Origin of the sequence: Streptomyces marispadix, from assembly GCF_022524345.1 — a bacterium.
GTDB classification, from domain to species: domain Bacteria; phylum Actinomycetota; class Actinomycetes; order Streptomycetales; family Streptomycetaceae; genus Streptomyces; species Streptomyces marispadix.
The window spans coordinates 4,144,081-4,164,984 of sequence record NZ_JAKWJU010000002.1 but is presented as its reverse complement, the minus strand read 5'-3'; the positions used below and the strand labels follow the sequence as shown (position 1 = coordinate 4,164,984).

The 20,904-nt window shown below is 70.9% G+C and carries 17 protein-coding genes and 1 pseudogene; 5 read left to right on the top strand and 13 right to left on the bottom strand.

Features of this window, described 5'->3' with window-relative positions; genetic code table 11:
* Positions 1-20 precede the first annotated feature (20 nt).
* Together MMA15_RS17560 and MMA15_RS17555 are read right to left on the bottom strand one after the other, a co-directional pair.
* Positions 21-2,222 (bottom strand): serine/threonine-protein kinase, encoded by a 2,202-nt coding sequence (locus MMA15_RS17560; RefSeq protein ID WP_241060914.1) that lies wholly within the window; start codon positions 2,220-2,222, stop codon positions 21-23.
* Between the two features lie 492 nt (positions 2,223-2,714).
* Complete coding sequence (locus tag MMA15_RS17555) at positions 2,715-4,421, bottom strand: glycerol-3-phosphate dehydrogenase/oxidase (protein WP_241060912.1); 1,707 nt, start codon at positions 4,419-4,421, stop codon at positions 2,715-2,717.
* A gap of 290 nt (positions 4,422-4,711) precedes the next feature.
* Here MMA15_RS17555 and MMA15_RS17550 point away from each other — a divergent pair, with 290 nt between their 5' ends.
* On the top strand, positions 4,712-5,974 hold the full coding sequence (locus tag MMA15_RS17550) for a nucleotide sugar dehydrogenase (protein WP_241060910.1): 1,263 nt from the start codon (positions 4,712-4,714) through the stop codon (positions 5,972-5,974).
* A 51-nt stretch (positions 5,975-6,025) separates the two neighbouring features.
* Here MMA15_RS17550 and MMA15_RS17545 read toward each other — a convergent pair whose 3' ends face one another.
* The 4 genes from MMA15_RS17545 to MMA15_RS17530 form a co-directional block, all read right to left on the bottom strand.
* Positions 6,026-7,135, bottom strand: coding sequence for a GuaB3 family IMP dehydrogenase-related protein (locus tag MMA15_RS17545; RefSeq protein ID WP_241060908.1), 1,110 nt, complete (start codon positions 7,133-7,135; stop codon positions 6,026-6,028).
* An 89-nt stretch (positions 7,136-7,224) separates the two neighbouring features.
* Complete coding sequence (gene guaB, locus MMA15_RS17540; protein ID WP_241060907.1) at positions 7,225-8,748, bottom strand: IMP dehydrogenase; 1,524 nt, start codon at positions 8,746-8,748, stop codon at positions 7,225-7,227.
* Positions 8,749-8,801: 53 nt separating this feature from the next.
* Positions 8,802-9,386: an RNA polymerase sigma factor ShbA gene (gene shbA, locus MMA15_RS17535; RefSeq protein WP_241060905.1), complete on the bottom strand. Its 585-nt coding sequence runs from the start codon at positions 9,384-9,386 to the stop codon at positions 8,802-8,804.
* Positions 9,387-9,663: 277 nt separating this feature from the next.
* A complete protein-coding gene (locus MMA15_RS17530; RefSeq protein WP_003948568.1) occupies positions 9,664-10,275 on the bottom strand; it encodes a response regulator transcription factor in 612 nt (203 codons plus the stop codon).
* Between the two features lie 383 nt (positions 10,276-10,658).
* Between MMA15_RS17530 and MMA15_RS17525 the strand changes: the two genes are divergently transcribed.
* The 3 genes from MMA15_RS17525 to MMA15_RS17515 all read left to right on the top strand — a co-directional run bounded on the left by MMA15_RS17525 (position 10,659) and on the right by MMA15_RS17515 (position 12,620).
* Positions 10,659-10,970, top strand: a complete 312-nt coding sequence (locus tag MMA15_RS17525; RefSeq protein ID WP_070016534.1) for a WhiB family transcriptional regulator — start codon at positions 10,659-10,661, stop codon at positions 10,968-10,970.
* 193 nt (positions 10,971-11,163) lie between these two features.
* A complete protein-coding gene (locus MMA15_RS17520) occupies positions 11,164-11,826 on the top strand; it encodes an MOSC domain-containing protein (RefSeq protein ID WP_241060904.1) in 663 nt (220 codons plus the stop codon).
* A 20-nt stretch (positions 11,827-11,846) separates the two neighbouring features.
* The gene (locus tag MMA15_RS17515) at positions 11,847-12,620 is read left to right on the top strand and encodes an SDR family NAD(P)-dependent oxidoreductase (RefSeq protein WP_241060903.1); all 774 of its coding nucleotides are present in this window, start codon (positions 11,847-11,849) and stop codon (positions 12,618-12,620) included.
* Positions 12,621-12,761: 141 nt separating this feature from the next.
* Here the strand turns inward: MMA15_RS17515 and groL are convergent, their stop codons facing one another.
* Positions 12,762-14,387, bottom strand: coding sequence for a chaperonin GroEL (groL, locus tag MMA15_RS17510; protein WP_241060902.1), 1,626 nt, complete (start codon positions 14,385-14,387; stop codon positions 12,762-12,764).
* Positions 14,388-14,498: 111 nt separating this feature from the next.
* The gene (gene groES / locus MMA15_RS17505; protein ID WP_028431119.1) at positions 14,499-14,807 is read right to left on the bottom strand and encodes a co-chaperone GroES; all 309 of its coding nucleotides are present in this window, start codon (positions 14,805-14,807) and stop codon (positions 14,499-14,501) included.
* Positions 14,808-15,046: 239 nt separating this feature from the next.
* Here groES and MMA15_RS17500 point away from each other — a divergent pair.
* Positions 15,047-16,313: pseudogene (locus tag MMA15_RS17500) on the top strand (class I SAM-dependent methyltransferase).
* A gap of 37 nt (positions 16,314-16,350) precedes the next feature.
* Here MMA15_RS17500 and MMA15_RS17495 read toward each other — a convergent pair.
* The 5 genes from MMA15_RS17495 to MMA15_RS17475 all read right to left on the bottom strand — a co-directional run bounded on the left by MMA15_RS17495 (position 16,351) and on the right by MMA15_RS17475 (position 20,722).
* Complete coding sequence (locus MMA15_RS17495) at positions 16,351-16,599, bottom strand: hypothetical protein (RefSeq protein WP_241060900.1); 249 nt, start codon at positions 16,597-16,599, stop codon at positions 16,351-16,353.
* A gap of 7 nt (positions 16,600-16,606) precedes the next feature.
* Positions 16,607-17,734, bottom strand: coding sequence for a tRNA (adenosine(37)-N6)-threonylcarbamoyltransferase complex transferase subunit TsaD (gene tsaD / locus MMA15_RS17490; protein WP_241060899.1), 1,128 nt, complete (start codon positions 17,732-17,734; stop codon positions 16,607-16,609).
* Positions 17,727-18,296: a ribosomal protein S18-alanine N-acetyltransferase gene (rimI, locus tag MMA15_RS17485; protein ID WP_241063256.1), complete on the bottom strand. Its 570-nt coding sequence runs from the start codon at positions 18,294-18,296 to the stop codon at positions 17,727-17,729. The genes tsaD and rimI overlap by 8 nt, the downstream gene beginning before the upstream one ends.
* Before the next feature lie 56 nt (positions 18,297-18,352).
* Positions 18,353-19,054, bottom strand: a complete 702-nt coding sequence (tsaB, locus tag MMA15_RS17480) for a tRNA (adenosine(37)-N6)-threonylcarbamoyltransferase complex dimerization subunit type 1 TsaB (RefSeq protein WP_241060898.1) — start codon at positions 19,052-19,054, stop codon at positions 18,353-18,355.
* Between the two features lie 222 nt (positions 19,055-19,276).
* Entirely contained in the window at positions 19,277-20,722 is a 1,446-nt protein-coding gene (locus MMA15_RS17475) for an LmeA family phospholipid-binding protein (protein WP_241060897.1), read from the bottom strand.
* Between the last annotated feature and the right edge of the window lie 182 nt (positions 20,723-20,904).

Below are 20,904 nucleotides of genomic sequence, written 5' to 3'. Positions count from 1 at the left end.
ACGTCTTACGGCTTCAGGCTTCAGTCGAGCGGCTCGAAGGTCTTGAAGGCGGTCTTACGGAGCGTCCGGCACTCGTCGTCGTCCCACTCGCCCGCCTTGCAGGTGATCATGATGGCGTAGCCATGTGAATCGTCCACCCGGAAGCCGCGGTTGAGCACCCGCACCCTCTCGCCGTCCTCGTCGCGCTCGAACTGCCAGTCCCCGACGGTCGGATAGCCTCGCCAGCTCACGCTCTTGATGCTGATCTTCCGATAGCCGCTGCTGTTGCCCTTCACGGCCGGCTCCAGGTCGCGCCAGCCCGCGGCGGCGTCCTTCAACGGGTCCGGGCTGAAGTCCACTTGCAGCTTGGGCAGTCCGCCGTCGGAGTACTTGGCGCCCGAATTCTGTCCGGCCACGCCCGAACGCTTGAAGCCCTCCGGCATCACCATGGCGAAGTGGAAGCGCTTGTCCGTGACTTGGGCGTAGCCGTCGGGCAGTGACGCGCCGTCGCCGGACTCTCCAGACTCCTTGCCGCCCTCGCCTGCGGAGGCGCCCTTCCCGGGGGCGGGGTCCTCCTTGCTGTCCTTCTTGGCCTTACCGCCCTCGTCCTGCCGCTTGCCGGAGCCGCTGTCCCGCTTCTCCCCGCCGCCTCCGGCGCCGCCCTTGTCCGAACTGGCCGAGCCTCCGGGGGACTTGCCGCCCTCGCCGCCTCCCCCGTCGCCGAGTGTGAGGATCGCGATCAGCGCCAGTACGGCGGCCACCGCTACGCCGGCGAGGGTCAGCGTGCGCCGTGAGAACCGTCCGGCGAATTCCGAGACCGCCGTCGTAGCCGCCGCGAGACCGCCGGTGCCCGTGCCGCCGCCGGGCGACGAGGCCGAACGGGACGCGGATCGGGACGCCGAGCGGGACGCCAACGTGCCGGAGGTGGACGGTTTTTCACCGTCGTCACCGGCAGCGCCGCTGGTGCCGCCTTCGTGGGCGGCCTTGCCGGACGCGGGGGACGCCGCGGACTCACCGCCGTTCCCGAGATCCTCCCCGGAGCGCTCCCCGTCGGCGTCCTCCCGGCCCCCGGCGCCCGTGCCGGCTTCGGTGCCGGTGCCGGTGGCCGCCGCGGTGCCCGCTGCTGCCGCCGCCCCCGCCGCCGCTGTCTTCGTAGCACTCTTCTGCGCTGAACTCCCCTGCGCGGAGGCGGACTTCGCAGCCGCCGCCCCCTTGCCCCGCTGACGACGCCGCTGCTTGCCGCCCGCGCTGTCCCCGCGCGACGGCCCGGACCCCTTGGACGGCCCGGACGTCCCGGTCTCCCCCGGCGTCTCTACGGCCCGCTCCTCGCCCTCGCCGCCGTCCGGCTTCGGCGGCACCACGGCCGTCGTACCGCCGTCGCGCACGGGAGCGGCAGCCGCAGCAGTCGCCGCGCCGCCCGCACCCGAGGCCACCGGCTCCAACAGCGCGCGTGCGCCCGCCACATCGAGCCTCTTGTCCGGGTCCTTCGTCAGCAGCCCGAAGATCACTTCTTCCAGCTCGCCGGCCTGCTTCGGCGGCGGCACCGGCTCGGTCATCACCGCCGTGAGCGTCGATATCGCCGAGCCCTTGTCGTAAGGGGGACGTCCCTCGACCGCCGCGTACAGCAGGGCTCCCAGGGACCACAGATCGGCGGGCGGGCCCGGCGGCTTGCCGCGTGCGCGCTCCGGCGAGATGTACGAGGGCGCGCCCACCAGCATCCCCGTGGACGTCACCGACGGGTCGCCCTCGACCTTTGCGATCCCGAAGTCGGTCAGCACGACGCGGCCCGTGACGTCCTCCAACAGCACGTTGGACGGCTTCACATCGCGGTGCAGCACGCCTTCGCGGTGCGCCGCGCGCAGCACGTCGAGCACCGCGAGCCCCACCTCTGCCGCGCGCTGCGGCGTGAGCGGGCCCTCCTGGCGGATGTGGTCGGCGAGCGAGGAGCCCTCGACGAGTTCCATCACGATCCACGGGCGGGCGTCCTCGTCGACGACGTCGAAGACCGTCACCGCGCTGCCGCTGCGGATGCGGGCGATCGCCTTCGCCTCGCGCAGAGTCCGGGTGATGAGCCGCTGTTTCTCGTCCTCCTCGACGCTGGAGGGGAACCGCAGCTCCTTCACCGCCACCGACCGGCCCAGGATCTCGTCCTCGCCGCGCCACACGGTGCCCATGCCGCCCCGGCCGAGGACTCCCCCGAGCCGATAGCGACCTCCTACCAGCCGACCCTCGTCCTCGCTCATGAATCCCCTTGCGTCCCCTCAGAGATGAGCCCACCCCAGCCCTGCCCCATTGTGAACCATCGCACCGTCACAAGACGTACGGGGGCGGCGCAGCGCGAGCACATTCCGACGCCTTCGCACACGCCGCTCACACATCGTCACGGCCACGACCCGTCATGGCTGGCCAGACGTGTGCCCCGACCGCTCCCGCCTACTCACCGCACGGCTGACGCCCGTCCGTACGCCCTCATTCCGCGCCCCTCTTCCGCGACCGGCTTCGCGACTCGCCTTCTCGACCGTTTTCTCGACGTCTCCCGGGCAGCCCCAACCCCCGTACCACGTACGGAAAGTGGCGTACCGAAGCCCGTACATCCGCATCGACGACGGGAGAGGCCGGAAAGGGTCTCCACCGACCGCCTCGAAAAGTTCCTCAACGCCTACATCCCCGGCGTCGAGAAGCGCTACGGCTGCGAGAGCTGACCCGCAGGCCCGCCCCCGCAGCCGCAGGCCGCCTCACACCGGTGCGATGTCCGGCGCCCCCAACCGCGCCGCGTCCGCCGTCAGATCGTCCGGCTGAAGCTGCGACTCCCGCTCCGCCTCGATCCGCTTCTCGTAGTGCTCGACCTCGCGGTCGACCTGGTCGGCGTCCCAGCCGAGGACCGTCGCCATCAGCTCCGCGACCTCGCGTGCGCTGCGCGTACCGCGGTCGAAGGTCTCGATCGAGATGCGCGTACGCCGCGTGAGCACGTCGTCGATGTGCCGGGCGCCCTCGTGCGTACAGGCGTAGACGATCTCGGCCTTGAGATAGTCGTCGGCCGCGGGCAGCGGCTCGCCCAACTTCGGGTCGTCCGCGATCAGTTCGAGAAGCTCCTCGGTCAGCGTGCCGTAGCGGTTGAGCAGATGCTCCACACGTGCCACATGCAGGCCCGTGCTGGCCGCGATGCGCGCCCGCGCGTTCCACAGCGCGTGATAGCCCTCCGCGCCGACCAGCGGCACCTCCTCGGTGACGCAGTCGGCGACCCTGCGGTCCAGTCCGTGCACGGCCTCGTCCACGGCGTCCTTCGCCATCACCCGGTACGTCGTGTACTTGCCGCCCGCCACCACGACCATGCCGGGCACGGGATGCGCCACCGTGTGCTCCCGCGAGAGCTTGCTCGTCGCCTCCGACTCGCCCGCCAGCAGCGGTCGCAGCCCGGCGTACACGCCCTCGACGTCGTTACGCGTGAGCGGCACCGCCAGCACCGAGTTGACGTGGTCCAGCAGATAGTCGATGTCGGCGCTGGAGGCGGCGGGATGCCTCTTGTCGAGCTCCCAGCCGGTGTCGGTGGTGCCGATGATCCAGTGCCGCCCCCAGGGGATGACGAACAGAACGCTCTTCTCCGTACGGAGGATCAGCCCCGTGGTCGAGTTGATGCGGTCCTTCGGCACGACGAGGTGGATGCCCTTCGACGCCCGCACATGGAACTGCCCGCGCTCCGCGATGAGTCCCTGTGTGTCGTCCGTCCAGACGCCTGTGGAGTTGACGACCTGCCGTGCGCGCACCTCGTACTCGCCGCCCTGCTCCAGATCGCGCACGCGCGCCCCCACGACGCGCTCGCCCTCACGCAGGAAGCCCACGGTGCGGGCCCGGTTGGCGGTGTAAGCGCCGTACGCGGCGGCGGTGCGGACCACGGTCGCCACATAGCGCGCGTCGTCCATCTGCGCGTCGTAGTACTGAAGCGCACCCACGAGCGCGTCCTTCCGCAACGCCGGTGCCACGCGCAGCGCATGACGCCGCGTGAGGTGCCGGTGCATCGGAAGCCCGCGCCCGTGCCCGGAGGAGACGGACATGATGTCGTACATCGCGACGCCCGAACCGGCGTACAACCGCTCCCAGCCCTTGTGCTGCAAGGGATAGAGAAACGGCACCGGCTTCACCAGATGCGGCGCGATCCGCTGTAGCAGCAGCCCGCGTTCCTTCAGCGCCTCTCTGACGAGGGCGAAGTCCAGCATCTCCAGATAGCGCAACCCGCCGTGGATGAGCTTGCTGGATCGGCTGGAGGTGCCCGACGCCCAGTCGTTCGACTCCACGATGCCCGTGGACAGCCCGCGCGTGACGGCGTCCAGCGCGGTCCCGGCACCCACGATGCCGCCGCCCACGACCAGCACGTCGAGTTCGCGCTCGGACATCTGCGCCAGCGCCCTGGCACGCTGCTCCGGTCCCAGTGTCGCCGTCCTCACCGCTGCCTCCCGTGTGGTCGTGCGTTCGTCGGTGGTGTTGTCAGAACGTAGGCAGTGTTCCCCCGCCGATGGTCCTCCAATTCCCTGACTTCGGCCGCGCTGCGGACACCGCAATGCGGGTAATCCCAGATATCCGTCATATTGCCGATTAACTTGCTATAGCGCCGCGCAGCAAAGGATCGCGCGGCCCGACGCGATCTTCGGGGGAGCCTCCCGAAGTGGCACGCACGGGGCCTCGCCGCCCCCACCGGGAACGAGCGAGGAAGCAGAGGGGAAGGATGTCCGCCGCAATGCCCGCAGATCTCGCCGTCCTCGGACTGGGCCATTCGGGTCTTCCGCTCGCGCAGGCCGCCGTCGCCGCCGGGATCGAGACCGTCGGCTACGACGAGGACGAGGAGACCACCGCCGCTCTCAACGCGGGCCGCCCTCCGTCCGACGGCATCCTCACCGCCGCCGCGGTACGCCGCATGAACTCCCGCGGCTTCCGCGCCACCACCGATCCCGATGTCCTCAGCGAGGTCCGCACCGCCGTGATCTGCGCCCCGACCTCCCTCGGTCCGGACCGTGCGCTGAACCTCGACGCGGTACGCACCGCTGCCCTGTCGCTCGCCTCCCGGCTGCGGCCCCGTACGACTGTCGTGCTCGAATCCGAGGTGTACCCGGGGGCCACCGAGGAGTTCCTCCGCCCCCTGCTCGAAGAGGGCTCCGGTCTGCGTGCCGGCCGTGACTTCCATCTCGCCTGCTCGCCCGCCCGATTCGATCCGGGCAACCGCCGCTACGGAGTCACCGGCACCCCGAAGATCGTCGGCGGCCTCACTCCCACCTGCACCGAGCGCGCTGCCGCCTTCTACGGTCGCCTCGCGGTGAAGGTCGTACGGGCGCGCGGCCCGCGCGAGGCGGAGGCGGCGAAGCTGCTGGAGACCAACTTCCGGCAGGTCAACATCGCGCTCGTGAACGAGATGGCGGTCTTCTGCCACGACATCGGCGTCGACCTGTGGGACGTGATCCGCTGTGCGGAGACCAAGCCGTTCGGCTTCCACGCGTTCCGGCCGGGCCCCGGCGTGGGCGGCCACGGCGTGTCCATCGACCCCAACTACCTTTCGTACCGCAGCCGTTCACTGGGCTATCCGCTGCGTATGGTCGAGCTGGCCCAGGAGGTCAACGGCCGGATGCCGCGCTACGTCTGCCAGCGCGCTGCCGAACTCCTCAACGAGCACGGCAAGTCGGCTCGCGGCGCACGCGTACTGCTGCTCGGCGTCACCTACAAGCCGGACCTGGCGGACCAGGAGGGAGCGCCCGCGCGTGAGGTGGCACTGCGTCTCAAGCAACTCGGCGCACAGCTCAGCTTCCACGACCCCTACGTCATGGAATGGCAGGCCGCCGGGCAGCCGGTGCCCCGCGCCGACTCGCTCTACGAGGCCGCGGCGACCGCCGATCTGACGGTGCTGCTCCAGCACCACCGCCGCTACGACCTGCAAGGGCTGGCCGCCAAGGCGCGGCTGCTCTTCGACACGAGGGGCGCGAGCCCGACGGGCGCGGCACACCGCCTGTGACCGCGTACGGCGTGGCTACGGACTCACGCCGAGGAGCCCGCGCCCCGCTCGTCACCGGGCGACCGTGACCTCCACCCGCTGGAACTCCTTCAGCTCCGAGTAGCCCGTCGTCGCCATCGCCCGCCGCAGCGCGCCGAAGAAGTTCATCGAGCCGTCGGGCGTGTGCGAAGGGCCGAGCAGGATCTCCTCCGTCGTGCCGACCGCGCCGAGGTCCATCCGCTTGCCGCGCGGAACGTCCGCGTGTACGGCCTCCATGCCCCAGTGGTGCCCGCGCCCCGGCGCGTCCGTGGCCCGTGCCAGCGGCGAACCCATCATCACCGCGTCCGCACCGCACGCCACGGCCTTCGGCAGATCGCCGGACCAGCCGACGCCGCCGTCCGCGATGACATGGACGTAACGGCCGCCCGACTCGTCGAGATAGTCACGGCGGGCGGCGGCCACATCGGCCACGGCGGTCGCCATCGGCACCTGGATGCCCAGCACGTTCCGCGTGGTGTGCGCTGCGCCGCCGCCGAAGCCCACCAGGACTCCGGCCGCGCCCGTACGCATCAGATGAAGCGCCGCCGTGTACGTGGCGCAGCCGCCCACGATGACCGGCACGTCCAACTCGTAGATGAACTGCTTGAGATTGAGCGGCTCGGCCGCCGAGGAGACGTGCTCCGCGGAGACCGTCGTGCCGCGGATGACGAAGAGGTCGACGCCCGCGTCCACAACCGCCTTGGAGAACTGGGCAGTTCGCTGCGGCGAGAGCGCGGCGGCCGTGACGACGCCCGCGTCGCGCACCTCCTTGATCCGCTCGCCGATCAGCTCCTCCTTGACCGGCTCCGCGTAGATCTCCTGCATACGGCGGTTGGCGGTGCGCTCGTCCAGCTCCGCGATCTCCGCGAGCAGCGGCTCGGGGTCCTCGTAACGCGTCCACAGGCCTTCGAGGTTGAGCACGCCGAGGCCGCCCAGCTCACCGATGCGGATCGCGGTGGCGGGTGAGACGACCGAGTCCATCGGGGCGGCCATGAAGGGCAGTTCGAAGCGGTAGGCGTCGATCTGCCAGGCGATGGAGACCTCTTTGGGGTCGCGCGTGCGGCGGCTCGGCACCACTGCGATGTCGTCGAAGGCGTACGCCCGGCGCCCGCGCTTGCCGCGCCCGATCTCGATCTCAGTCACCTGTGAAGCCCTTCTCGCGTGCGCTGTGCTGTGCCGCTCCAGTAAGTATCACCGACGCCCCACGCCGGACGGCCCGGCGGGTACGGGGCTCAGCGCCGCGAGTAGTTGGGCGCCTCGGTCGTCATCTGGACGTCGTGCGGGTGGCTCTCCTTCAGGCCCGCCGATGTGATCCGTACGAACCGGCCGCGCTCCTTCATCTCCGGAACGCTGCGCCCGCCCACGTAGAACATCGACTGCTTGAGCCCGCCCACGAGTTGGTGGACCACGGCGCTCAACGGGCCCCGGTAGGGCACCTGTCCCTCGACGCCCTCCGGGATGAGCTTGTCGTCGCCGCCGACGTCCTCCTGGAAGTACCTGTCCTTGGAGTACGACCTCTGCTCGCCCCTCGACTGCATGGCGCCCAGCGAGCCCATGCCCCGATACGACTTGAACTGCTTGCCGTTGATGAACAGCAGCTCGCCCGGCGACTCCTCGCAGCCGGCGAGCAGCGAGCCGAGCATCACCGTGTCGGCGCCCGCGACGAGGGCCTTGGCGATGTCGCCGCTGTATTGGAGGCCGCCGTCGCCGATGACCGGAACTCCGGCCTCCCGCGCGGCGAGTGAGGCTTCGTAGATCGCCGTGACCTGCGGGACGCCGATGCCGGCGACGACCCGGGTCGTGCAGATGGAGCCCGGCCCGACACCGACCTTGATGCCGTCGGCGCCCGAGTCGATGAGCGTCTGTGCGCCTTCGCGGGTGGCGACGTTCCCGCCGACGACGTCGACCGGGGAGTTCGACTTGATCTTGGCGACCATGTCGCCGACGAGGCGCGAATGCCCGTGCGCGGTGTCCACCACCACGAAGTCCACGCCCGCCTCGATCAATGCCTGCGCACGCTCGTACGCGTCGCCCGTCACGCCGACGGCCGCGCCCACGACCAGCCGTCCCTCGGAGTCCTTCGCGGCCTGCGGGTACTGCTCCGCCTTCACGAAGTCCTTGACGGTGATGAGCCCCTTGATCACACCCGCGTCGTCGACGAGCGGCAGCTTCTCGATCTTGTGACGGCGCAGCAGCTCCATCGCGTCGTTACGCGAGATGCCGACCTTGCCCGTGACGAGCGGCATCGGGGTCATCAACTCGCGTACGGGACGCTCACGGTCGGACTCGAAGGCCATGTCCCGGTTGGTGACGATGCCGAGCAGCTTGCCCGCCTCGTCGGTGACGGGCACTCCGCTGATACGGAAACGGCCGCACAGCACGTCGGCGTCGCCCAGCGTCGCGTCCGGACGGATCGTGATCGGGTCGGTGACCATGCCCGACTCGGAACGCTTGACCCTGTCGACCTGGGCCGCCTGGTCCTCGATCGAAAGATTGCGGTGCAGCACGCCGACGCCGCCCTGACGGGCCATGGCGATGGCCATCCGGGATTCGGTGACCTTGTCCATCGCCGCCGACAGCAGCGGAACGTTCACACGTACGTTGCGAGAGATCAGCGAACCGGTGTCGATCTCACCGGGAGCCATGTCCGACTCGCCGGGCAGCAGCAGGACGTCGTCGAAGGTCAGCCCGAGCATGGCGAACTTCGGGGGCACGCCGGCCCCGGTTACGGCTCCGGCTGCGTCGTTGGCTGTCATGACACCTTTCCAATGCTTGCCCGGGGTGAAAGTCCATGCTAAACGCCCCGGACCTACTGCTCGGCCAGTGCCCTGAGCCTGCTCAGCGCCCTGTGCTGGGCGACCCGCACAGCGCCCGGGGACATCCCGAGCATCTCGCCGGTCTCCTCCGCGGTGAGCCCCACCGCGACGCGCAGCAGCACCAGTTCGCGCTGGTGCTGGGGAAGGTTCGCGAGCAGCTTCTTGGCCCAGGCCGCGTCGCTGCTGAGCAGCGCGCGCTCCTCCGGGCCCAGCGAGTCGTCGGGCTGCTCGGGCATCTCGTCGGAGGGCACCGCCGTACTGCCGGGCCCGCGCATCGCGGCCCGCTGAAGATCCGCGACCTTGTGCTGCGCGATGGCCACGACGAAGGCCTCGAACGGCTTCCCGGTGTCGCGGTAGCGCGGCAGCGCGCAGAGCACCGCGATGCAGACCTCCTGCGCGAGATCGTCGACGAAGTGCCGCGCGTCGCCCGGGAGTCGGGTCAGCCGTCTGCGGCAGTACCGCAGCGCAAGCGACTGCACATGTGCGAGCAGGTCGTGCATGGCCTGCTCGTCGCCCTCCCTGGCACGTCGTACGAGTGCGCTCACGACCGCTGTGTCGTCGACCCCGTCGTTGCGCATCGGTCCATGGTGCACCGCGGCCCCGCGATCCGTCGCACCGCGTCCCTGGTTGTGCACCGAAGCGTTATGAGCAGGGGCACTGGCACTCATCCCCGCGCCCTCCCCTCACGCCTGACCGATCGGTCCCCGAGGAACTCCATACAACAAGCATGCGGCACTCGCGGGATTCCTGGGGCCGCATACGCCGCCCCGCCCTTCCCCCCGGGCCGGCCCCGCGCTTCGCGGGCGGCGGAACTCGCAGGCGGGGACGGGCGGGCATTGGGCGAACGTGAGCTATCTATCGGACGAGGCCCCAGCGGAATCCGAGAGCCACGGCGTGTGCCCGGTCCGAGGCACCGAGCTTCTTGAACAGGCGCCGGGCGTGCGTCTTCACGGTGTCCTCGGAGAGGAACAGCTCGCGGCCGATCTCGGCGTTCGACCGGCCGTGGCTCATGCCCTCCAGCACCTGGATCTCACGGGCGGTGAGCGTGGGGGCCGCGCCCATCTCGGCGGAACGCAGCCTGCGCGGAGCGAGCCGCCACGTCGGATCGGCGAGCGCCTGCGTGACCGTGGCCCGCAGCTCCGCACGCGAGGCGTCCTTGTGCAGGTAGCCGCGGGCGCCCGCGGCCACGGCCAGTGCCACTCCGTCGAGGTCCTCGGCGACCGTCAGCATGATGATGCGGGCGCCGGGGTCGGCCGACAGCAGCCGCCGCACGGTCTCAACACCACCGAGACCGGGCATGCGGACATCCATCAGGATGAGGTCGGACCGGTCGGCGCCCCAGCGGCGGAGGACTTCCTCGCCGTTGGCCGCCGTCGTCACACGCTCGACGCCGGGCACGGTCGCGACCGCGCGGCGGAGCGCCTCTCGGGCAAGCGGGGAATCGTCACACACGAGGACGGATGTCATGACCGCCCTCCGCTGCTGATGCGCGTCACCTTGAGCCTCCAGGCTGTTACGAATCGTCACCTGTGCGATTGACGGCGTCGGACAACAGTGCCCGAGATCATTCCGCCAACCGCCTCCGCACACTCAACGACGGTCACCCGAAAGAGTTACGGGTTCTAACACCGCCATCAGCACTCTACGTGATCGCACGTACACGGATCAGCCCGCGTCGCGCTGAAGGGGTTCCCCGAGTGGCGTCTTTTACCTTTTGCACTATTTAGCAGACTTAGTGCTGCTTCTCGCTTTCTTTCGACTAGGTTCGCAATGAGTCATATTTGTCTATAAATGGATGGAGCGAGAGCGAGCCTCAAGTACGCCGACGTACGCCGACGAGAGGACACGCAATGGCAGACTTCTCCCGCCTCCCGGGCCCCAACGCCGATCTATGGGACTGGCAGCTCCTCGCCGCCTGCCGCGGAGTCGACAGCTCGCTCTTCTTCCACCCCGAGGGCGAGCGCGGCGCGGCCCGCAGCGCCCGCGAGGCGTCGGCCAAGGAAGTCTGCATGCGCTGCCCCGTCCGCTCGGAGTGCGCGGCGCACGCTCTGGCGGTGCGTGAACCGTATGGGGTGTGGGGCGGTCTGACGGAGGACGAGCGCGAGGAGCTGATGGGGCGGGCACGTAGCAGACTCGTCGCCGTGCCCGATGGACAGAGCTGAGAAGAAACGTTTTCACGTGGGGATCTGCTGTTGTGCCCGTTCCCGGCCCCCCCTCTCCCCGGTCTCTCTCCCCCGCACCTCCGCCGCCGCCTCGGATCTCCCTCGCGTCGGGCGCTGCCCCGCGGGTCGCGTCGTGATCGGGCGGTCTGGAAACCGGTCGTCCGCGGAGGTTCACCCGCTTAGCCTGACGGCCATGAACCTTCTGTCCGTCAACCTCGCCAAGCCGCTGCGCGCTCCCGAGTTCACCGACGCCCCAGGCAATCTGACCGGCATCGACAAGCGTCCCGCCTCCGGGCCCGTCGAGGTGGCCGCGCCCGGCGCGAAGGGCACGGGCGGGAGCGGGCTCGCGGAGGACATCATCGGCGACATGCGCCATCACGGCGGGGACGACCAGGCCGTCTACGCCTACGCCCGCGAGGACCTCGACGGCTGGGCCGCCGAACTCGGGCGGGAACTGTCCAACGGCTGCTTCGGGGAGAACCTCACCACCCGGGGCGTGGATGTGAACGGTGCCCGCATCGGCGAGCGCTGGCTCGTCGGGAGCCGCGTCGTGCTGGAGGTGGCCGCGGCGCGCATTCCCTGCCGTACGTTCGCGGGCTGGCTCGACGAGCGTGGCTGGGTCAAGCGCTTCACCGACCGGGCGCTGCCCGGTGCGTATCTGCGGGTCGTCGAGCCGGGAGCGGTGCGGGGCGGGGACGAGATCAACGTCGTGCACCGGCCGGACCACGAGGTGACGGTGAGCTTCCTCTTCCGTGCGCTGACCCTGGAGCCGGAGCTGCTGCCGCGAGTGCTCGCCGCGGGGGACGCGCTGCACGCGGAGGCCCGCCGCAAAGCCCTGCGGCGTACGGAGAGTTGAGCCGCCGATAGCGTGCCCCCATGACGACAGCGCTGATCACAGGAGCCACCGCCGGTCTCGGAGCCGCCTTCGCCCGGCGGCTCGCGCGGGACGGGCACCACCTCGTACTGGTCGCCCGTAACGAGGAACGCCTGTGGGAGGAGGCCACCCGGCTGCACGACCGGCACGGCGTCGAGGCGTCCGTGCTGGTGGCGGACCTCGCCACCGACGAGGGCATCTCCGCGGTCGAGGAGCGGCTGGGGGACGGGGACCACCCCGTGGATCTACTGATCAACAACGCGGGGTTCGGCAACAAGGGCAAGTTTCTTCAAGTCCCGGTCGAGGACGAGTTGACGATGCTCAAGGTCCACTGCGAGGCGGTGCTACGGCTCACCTCGGCGGCGGTGGCGAGCATGCGGGAGCGCGGGCGCGGCGGCGTCGTCAACGTCGCTTCGGTTGCGGCGTTCGTGCCGCGCGGTACCTACGGGGCGAGCAAGGCGTGGGTCGTGCAGTTCACGCAGGGCGCGGCGAAGGACCTGGCGGGGTCGGGGGTGCGGCTGATGGCGCTGTGCCCCGGGTTCGTACGTACGGAGTTCCACCAGCGTGCCGGGATGGACGCGGAGAGCGTGCCGGGGTGGATGTGGCTGGACGCGGACGCGGTCGTCGGCGCGGCGGTGAAGGATCTGGCGCGCGGTAAGACCCTGTCGATCCCGGACGCGCGCTACAAGGCACTCATGGGGGCGTCGCGGCTGCTGCCGCGTGAGCTGCTGGCGAGGGCGTCGACGAAGACGGGGCGCCGGTACGGGCCGCGCTGACCGGACCCGGGTGAACCGGCCCGACCGACCCTGGAGCGGGGACAGTTCACGAAGAACGACGCACGGCCGAGGCCCGGCCCCCGCTCGGGGTGCCGGGCCTCGGTTTCGTACGGCTGGTTCGTCCGGCTGGGCGTGCCCGCGTCAGTGCGCGTGGCCGTGTCCGTGGCCCGCTGCCGCCGGCTCTTCCTCCTCCGGCTTCTCGACGACCAGGGTCTCGGTCGTGAGGAGCAGCGAGGCGATCGACGCCGCGTTCTCCAGCGCGGAGCGGGTGACCTTGACCGGGTCGATGACACCGGCCTTGATCAGGTCGCCGTAGTCGCCGGTGGCGGCGTTGAAGCCCTGGTTCCGGTCGAGTTCGGCGACCTTCGAGGTGATGACGTAGCCCTCGAGGCCGGCGTTCTCGGCGATCCAGCGCAGCGGCTCGACGACCGCGCGGCGCACGACGGCGACACCGGTGGCCTCGTCGTCGGTCTTGCCGAGCGAGCCCTCCAGGACCTTCGCGGAGTGCACGAGGCTGGCGCCGCCGCCGGCGACGATGCCCTCCTCCACGGCCGCGCGGGTCGCGGAGATCGCGTCCTCAAGGCGGTGCTTCTTCTCCTTGAGTTCGACCTCCGTCGCGGCGCCGACGCGGATGACGCAGACGCCGCCGGCCAGCTTGGCCAGACGCTCCTGGAGCTTCTCGCGGTCCCAGTCGGAGTCGGTGGCCTCGATCTCGCCCTTGATCTGGGCGACGCGGGCCTCGACGTCCTCACGCTTGCCGGCACCGTCGACGATCGTCGTGTCGTCCTTGGTGACGGTGACGCGGCGGGCCGTGCCGAGCACGTCCAGACCGGCCTGGTCGAGCTTGAGGCCGACCTCCTCGGCGATGACGGTGGCGCCGGTGAGCGTCGCCATGTCGCCGAGCATCGCCTTGCGGCGGTCGCCGAAGCCGGGGGCCTTCACCGCGACGGCGTTGAAGGTGCCGCGGATCTTGTTGACCACGAGGGTGGACAGCGCCTCGCCCTCGACGTCCTCGGCGATGATCAGCAGCGGCTTGGACCCGCCGGCCTGCATGATCTTCTCCAGCAGCGGCAGCAGGTCCTGGATGGAGCTGATCTTGCCCTGGTGGATCAGGATGTACGGGTCGTCGAGTACGGCCTCCATACGCTCCTGGTCGCTGACCATGTACGGCGACAGGTAGCCCTTGTCGAAGGCCATGCCCTCGGTGAAGTCGAGCTCCAGGCCGAAGGTCTGGGACTCCTCGACGGTGATGACGCCGTCCTTGCCGACCTTGTCCATCGCCTCGGCGATCAGCTCGCCGACCTGCTTGTCCTGTGCGGACAGACCGGCGACGGAGGCGATGTCCTCCTTGGAGTCGATCGGCCGGGCGTTGGCGATCAGGTCGTCGGAGACGGCCTTCACGGCGGCGTCGATGCCCTTCTTCAGGGCGGCGGGCGAGGCGCCGGCCGCCACATTGCGCAGGCCCTCGCGGACCAGCGCCTGGGCGAGCACGGTGGCGGTGGTGGTGCCGTCACCCGCGATGTCGTTGGTCTTGGTCGCCACCTCCTTCACGAGCTGCGCGCCGAGGTTCTCGTAGGGGTCCTCGACCTCGACCTCACGGGCGATGGTCACGCCGTCGTTGGTGATGGTGGGTGCGCCGAACTTCTTGTCGATGACGACGTTGCGGCCCTTGGGGCCGATGGTCACCTTCACGGTGTCGGCCAGCTTGTCGACGCCGCGCTCGAGGGCGCGGCGGGCGTCCTCGTCGAACTTCAGGATCTTCGCCATGGGAGCTTTCGAGTCCTCTCAAAACGAACCGCGCCCCGGCCCCGGTACATCTCGTAAGTGATGCGGGAGGGACCGGGGCGCGGATCAGAAGTGTCTTCCGGCTTCGGTGACTTACTTCTCGACGATCGCGAGAACGTCGCGAGCCGAGAGGACGAGGTACTCCTCGCCGCTGTACTTCACCTCGGTGCCGCCGTACTTGCTGTACAGCACGATGTCGCCGACGTTCACGTCGAGCGGCAGACGGTCGCCGTTCTCGAAGCGGCCGGGTCCGACGGCCAGGACAGTGCCCTCCTGGGGCTTCTCCTTGGCGGTGTCAGGAATGACCAGGCCCGAGGCCGTGGTCTCCTCGGCGTCGAGCGGCTGGACCACGATGCGGTCCTCAAGCGGCTTGATGGCAACCTTGCTGGCGGTCGTCACGATCCGACCTCCCCCTTCGGAGATCTCATAACGGGGTCTTATGTCTGGGGTGGCGACCTGGTAGATCCGTCGTCGCGGGTGCCGGATCTCCCCGTCGCTGTCGTTTGGCACTCGCCATGGGAGAGTGCCAGGGTCGACATTATGCCGCGGTTAGCACTCCGTCAACCAGAGTGCCAGACGCTGCGAGCCGCGCCTCCCGCCCCCGCGGCCCCGAGGCCCTGGCCGGACGGGAGAATGACCGCGTGGACCGTGAGGCGTTCGCCGCTCTGCTCGGCGACGAAGGACAGGCGCTGCTGGGGTCGTTGGAAGGCTACGAACCGGACCGCGAGCTGGCGGTGGCGACGCGGCTGCGCCGTACCCATGCGCCGGAGCTGGTCTCGGCGGCCCTCGCACAGGCCCGGCTGCGGCAGCGCGCGGCGGCGAAGTTCGGCGAAGAGGACGCGGCGCGGATGTACTTCACGCCGAACGGCCTGGAGCAGTCGACGAGGGCGAGTGTCGCCGCGTACCGGGCGGGGCGCTTCTCCGCGCTCGGCGTGCCGAGGCTGGCCGATCTGTGCTGCGGTGTCGGCGGCGACGCGATCGCGCTGGCGCGGGCGGGTGTCGATGTACTGGCCGTCGACAGCGACCCGTTGACGTGCGACGTCGTACGGGCGAACGCGGCGGCGCTCGGTGTCGGCGACCGCGTCGAGGTCCGCTGCCAGGACGTGCGCGACGCCGATGTCTCCGACTGCGACGCCCTGTTCGTGGACCCCGCGCGCCGGGGCGGCCGAGGGCGGATCTTCGATCCGGAGAGCTATTCGCCGCCGCTTTCGTGGGCGGTCGAGGCGGCACGGCGGGTCTCGCACGCGGCGCTGAAGGTGGCGCCCGGCATTCCGCACGAGGCCGTCCCGTACGACGCCGAGGCGGAGTGGATCTCGGACTCGGGCGATGTGAAGGAGGCCGTGCTCTGGTTCGGGACGTGGGACGACGCGTCGCGGCGCGGGCCGGTCGCCGGCTCCAGGGGCCAACTCCGGGGACGGCGCGCAGAGTTCACTCGTACGAGCGACGCTGCTGCCGGGCGGGCATTCACTCGCGTCGCGTGGACTGCCCGATCCGCCCGCCGGACCGGTGGGCCGATTTCTCTACGAGCCGGACGGTGCGGTCGTACGCGCGCATCTCGTCGCAGAGGTGGCGCAGGAGCTGGGCGGCAGGCTCGTCGACCCGTCGATCGCCTATGTGACGTGCGACGAGGCCAAGTCCACGCCGTATGCGACGGGTTACGAGATCACCGATGTGCTGCCCTTCCAGCTCAAGCGGCTGCGGGCGCTGCTGCGTGAGCGAGGTGTCGGCGTGGTGACCGTCAAGAAGCGCGGCTCGGCCGTGGAACCGGAGGAGCTGCGCAAGAAGCTGAAGCTCCAGGGGACGGGCGTCTGCACGCTGTTCCTCACGAGGGTCGCCGGCGCGCCGACGGTGCTGCTGGGGCAGCCGCTGGCACGGGAGGGGGCTGCCGGGGGCCGGTCGGAGGCATAGCGGGCCGGGAGTGCCGTACGCTCGGCCCGACGTGCGCTCAGACCTGCTCGAAGCGCCAGCGGTGCACGGGACGGGCGGTCAACTCCTCGGGCGGGTCCGGGAGTTCGGGAAGCTCGTCGGAGAGGCCCGCGGCCCACCAGGTGATGACCAGCACGCGGTCGCCGGGGGCGGCGTAGGTCTCGCGGCGCTGCGGCGGCCCGTCGAGCTGCCGGGCGCGGGCCCAGGAGAGCAGTTCTTCGCCGCGGCCCGCGGCCGCCTTGGCCTCCCACATCAGGGCGACGGTCATGAGGCGCTCACGAGTAGAGGTTCTCCCGGCTCAGTTCGTGCACATGATCGTGCGAGTGCGAGTGCGAGTGGCCGTGCGGGTGCTGGTCCGAAGTGCCCGGCAGATGCGGCTCGGTGACGGGAAGCGAGGAGTCCGCGGGCAGGTCCCAGTCGGACACGGTGCGGCGGCGTGCGACCATCTCGGCGCCGAGGGCCGCGACCATCGCGCCGTTGTCGGTGCACAACTTCGGCCGGGGCACGCGCAGTTCGATGCCCGCGTCGGCGCAGCGCTCCTCGGCCATGGCGCGCAGCCGCGAGTTGGCGGCCACACCGCCGCCGATCATCAGGTGGCCGACGCCCTGGTCCCTACAGGCCCGTACGGCCTTGCGCGTCAGCACATCGGTGACCGCCTCCTGGAAGGACGCGCTCACATCCCGTACGGGCACCTCCTCGCCCGCGTTGCGCTTGGCCTCGATCCAGCGGGCGACGGCGGTCTTCAGGCCCGAGAAGGAGAAGTCGTACGGAGCGTCCCGCGGTCCCGTCAGCCCGCGCGGGAAGGCGATCGCGTCCGGGTCGCCCTCACGTGCGTAGCGGTCGATGACGGGCCCGCCCGGGAAGCCGAGGCCGAGCACTCGGGCCACCTTGTCGAACGCCTCGCCCGCGGCGTCGTCGATCGTCGAGCCCAACGGGCGTACGTCGGCGGTGATATCGGGCGCGAGCAGCAGTGAGGAGTGTCCGCCGGAGACGAGCAGGGCCATGGTCGGTTCGGGCAGGGCGCCGTGTTCGAGCTGGTCGACGCAGATGTGGGACGCGAGGTGGTTGACGCCGTAGAGGGGCTTGCCGAGCGCGTACGCATACGCCTTCGCGGCGCTGACGCCGACCAGCAGGGCCCCCGCGAGGCCGGGTCCGGCGGTGACGGCGACGGCGTCGAGATCGGTGGCGGAGACGCCGGCGTCGCGCAGCGCACGCTCGATGGTGGGGACCATGGCTTCGAGATGGGCGCGGCTGGCGACCTCGGGCACGACACCGCCGAAGCGTGCGTGCTCGTCCACGCTGGAGGCGACGGCGTCGGCGAGCAGCGTGTGGCCGCGGACGATGCCGACGCCGGTCTCGTCGCAAGAGGTCTCGATGCCGAGGACGAGGGGTTCGTCAGCCATGGGTCTTCGTTCCTTGGGGAGGGTTCGTCGAGGTTGGCGAGGAGTCCGAGGAATTCACGGAGTCCGGTGGGTTTGCTGGGCCGGGGGGCGAGGGTGTGCGCGCGGCGGCCGGGTTCTCCAGCCGCATGACGAGGGCGTCGACGTTGCCCGGCTGGTAGTAGCCGCGCCGCATGCCGATCCTGGTGAAGCCGAAGCGCTCGTAGAGACGTTGCGCGGGCGCGTTGTCGACGCGCACCTCCAGCATCACCTCGTGGCAGCCGAACTCCGCGGCGGTGGCGAGGAGTTCGCCGAGCAGGCGGGCGCCGAGGCCGGCGCGGCGCCAGGACGGCAGCACGCCGATGGTCTGGATGTCCCCGGTGCCGCCGACGGCCGCGAGGCCGCCGTACCCGACGAGCGACTGGCCGCCGCCGTCGCCCGGGGCCTCGGCGACCAGATAGCGGCGGGTCGCGCCGGGACCGCGTGCGTGTGCCAGCTCGGACCAGAACAGCCCGGCCGACCAGGCGTCCTCGGGGAAGAGGACCCGCTCCAGGCCGAGCACCGGCTCCACGTCCCACCAGCGCATCTCGCGCAGCACCACCTCGGCGCCGGCTCGGTGGGCTCCCTCCGCGGCGGTACGGGTCACTTCGGCGTGACCACCTTGTAGTTGGCGGGGACGCGGGCGTCCGGGCGGCGCAGATACAGGGGCCGCGGCGGCGGGAACTCCTCGCCCTTCGCCAGCTTCTCCGCCGCGAGGCAGGCGAGCGCGGCTGCCGACTGGCCGAGCGGCGGCTCCGCGCCCGGGCCCCCTTGGTCCCCGGTCCCGCCCTCCTGCCAGGCGCCCTTGAAGACCTCCTCGTAGAGCCGGGCTCCCGCACCGATCGCGGGCAGCGCGGTGACCTCGGCGGGCAGCTCCTCGGGGCGGTCGACGGCTGGGTCGCCCACGCGGGTACGGGCGTCCGCGTACCGCGCCCAGTAGACCTCCTTGCGGCGGGCGTCCGTCGCCACGACGAAGGGGGACTCCAGGCCGGAGGCGTACGCGATCCCGTCGAGCGTGCACAGCCCCAGCACCGGGATGCCGAGGGCGGCGCCGAAGGTCTCCGCTGTGACGAGGCCGACGCGCAGCCCGGTGTACGGACCGGGGCCCGTGCCCACGATCACGCGGTCGACCTCTTGCAGGGGGCGTCCGGCCTCGCGCAGCACACGGTCGACCGACGGCAGCAGCAGCTCACCGTGGCGGCGGGCGTCGGTCTGGTCGGAGGCCGCGAGGAGGCGGTCGCCGTCGGTCTCGTACAGGGCGACGGTGACGGCCGGGGTGGCGGTGTCTAGAGCGAGCAGCAGCACGGTAGCCAGCCTACGGCGGAATGAGGACGGCAGGTCCCGGGGTCCGGGGTGCGACGCTTTCGGGTGATCGCGTGAGGGGGGGCTCGGCGGGAGCGGGGCGGCGGGAGCGGTGGGCGGAGCTGGCGCCCGAAGCCGGTGCCGGGCGCTGGTGCGGGCGCCGTCGCACGGGCCCTGCCGGGCGCGGTCCCTCGCGTGCGGGCGCCTTGCCGGACGTCCTCTGCCTCAGCGCTGCCCCGCAGGTCCCTGCGTCATATGGCCCGCGCCCCCGAAGGGCATGTCCGATCCCGTGAGCCTGGCCCGTATGCCGTCCTTCTCCACGGAGATCCCGCGCAGCCGTACGTCCCCCGGAAGCTCCGGCAGCCGCACCGACAGCGACAGCTTCTCCGCCAGCTTCGGCTCCTCGATCTTCTTCAGGCTCTCGATCAGGGCGGGATCGACGCCGATCCGCTTCAGCAGCCACGGGTGCTCGACCAGGACGTCCAGCATGTTGATCCTCGTCAGCCGGTCGACGAAGCGCGGAGACCCCGTCGTACGGCGCAGTTCCGTCTCGCTGCCGCGCACCAGCGCGGCACGCTCGGGCGTGAGCCCGAACCGCTCGGCCACGGCGCCGACTTGGAAGAGCGCCTTCGCCTCCGCCGCGTCCCGCTGGATGCGCCGGGCGACCGGGCGGTCCAGCCGCAGACCGCCGTCGTCCCCCGGTGTGTACGAGAAGAGTCCGGGGACCCTCAGCCGCATGCGGTCGACGGTGGTGCCCACGCCGTTGTCGCCGGTGCGCCGCAGTTGGGCCCGCGCCCCCACCTCGACCCGCTTGCCCGCGACCGGCAACTCCCCGTGCGCCAGTACGGAGTTCCGGCCCCCGGCGGTGAAGTCGACCTGGGAGGTGCCGAGTTCGCGGTCGAGATCGTCGAAGTCGAGCAGCACATGGCCCTTCATGCGGCCGAGCACGGCGCCCTTGATGGCGGAGGGGGCGCCGCCCACGATCCGTACGTCGTCGACCGAACCCCTCACCTGCGCCACGGATATCCGCCCCGCGGGCATGTCGGGCACCGCGATGTCGACGTGGTCGAGCCGCTCGCTCGCGACCTGGGTGAGGAAGGGGAACCCCCGGATGTGCACCTCGGGTTCGGCGTGCAGCTTCAGAGCGCTGCGCACCTTCTCGGCGGCCTTGTTCTCCGCGTAGAGGGCCGCCCAGCGGTCGCCGACGAAGAGGAAGGCGAGCAGGACGACGATCGCGACCGCGGTCTTGACGCTCCTGCCGATGAGCGAGGCGCGTCGGCGGCGCACGGCCCGCAGATACGGCATGCGGTCGACGGCCCCGTCCCGGCCGACGGGGTCCGGGACGTCGTGCGGGTCGTCGTCGGCTCCGCCGTCGGGGTCCGGGCGCAGCGCGAAGCCGAGAGGCCCCTCCCCGTACACCTCGTGGGCGTCGCCGCTGAAGTCGTCGTACGGACTGCCGTAGAGGCCGGAACCGGCAGGGGGCAGACCGTCCGGGCCGGGGCGGGCGGCGGCGCCGGGGTCCGGACGGCCGGGTCCGGCCGCGAGCGCGTCGTACGGACTGGGTCTGTCGGGAGCGAGCGGGGGCGCGTCCGGCGACGCCAGTTCCTCGTAAGGATTCGGTGCCGTACTTGTCCAACCTGTGGAACTTGCCGGGGGTCGGTGCGCGCTCATCACCTTATGCGAACACAGAGGCCACATAATCTCCAACTCGCGCCTGTGGAAAGGCAGTCGGGACTCCCGGACGGCTTCGGACGACGCCCGAAGCGGCGATGGGGAGGGGCGCGAGGCGGCGGAGGAGCTGCTTCCGTAGCGGGGCCGCGAGGGGTCCGGGAGCGGACCTGGGACCGGCCCCC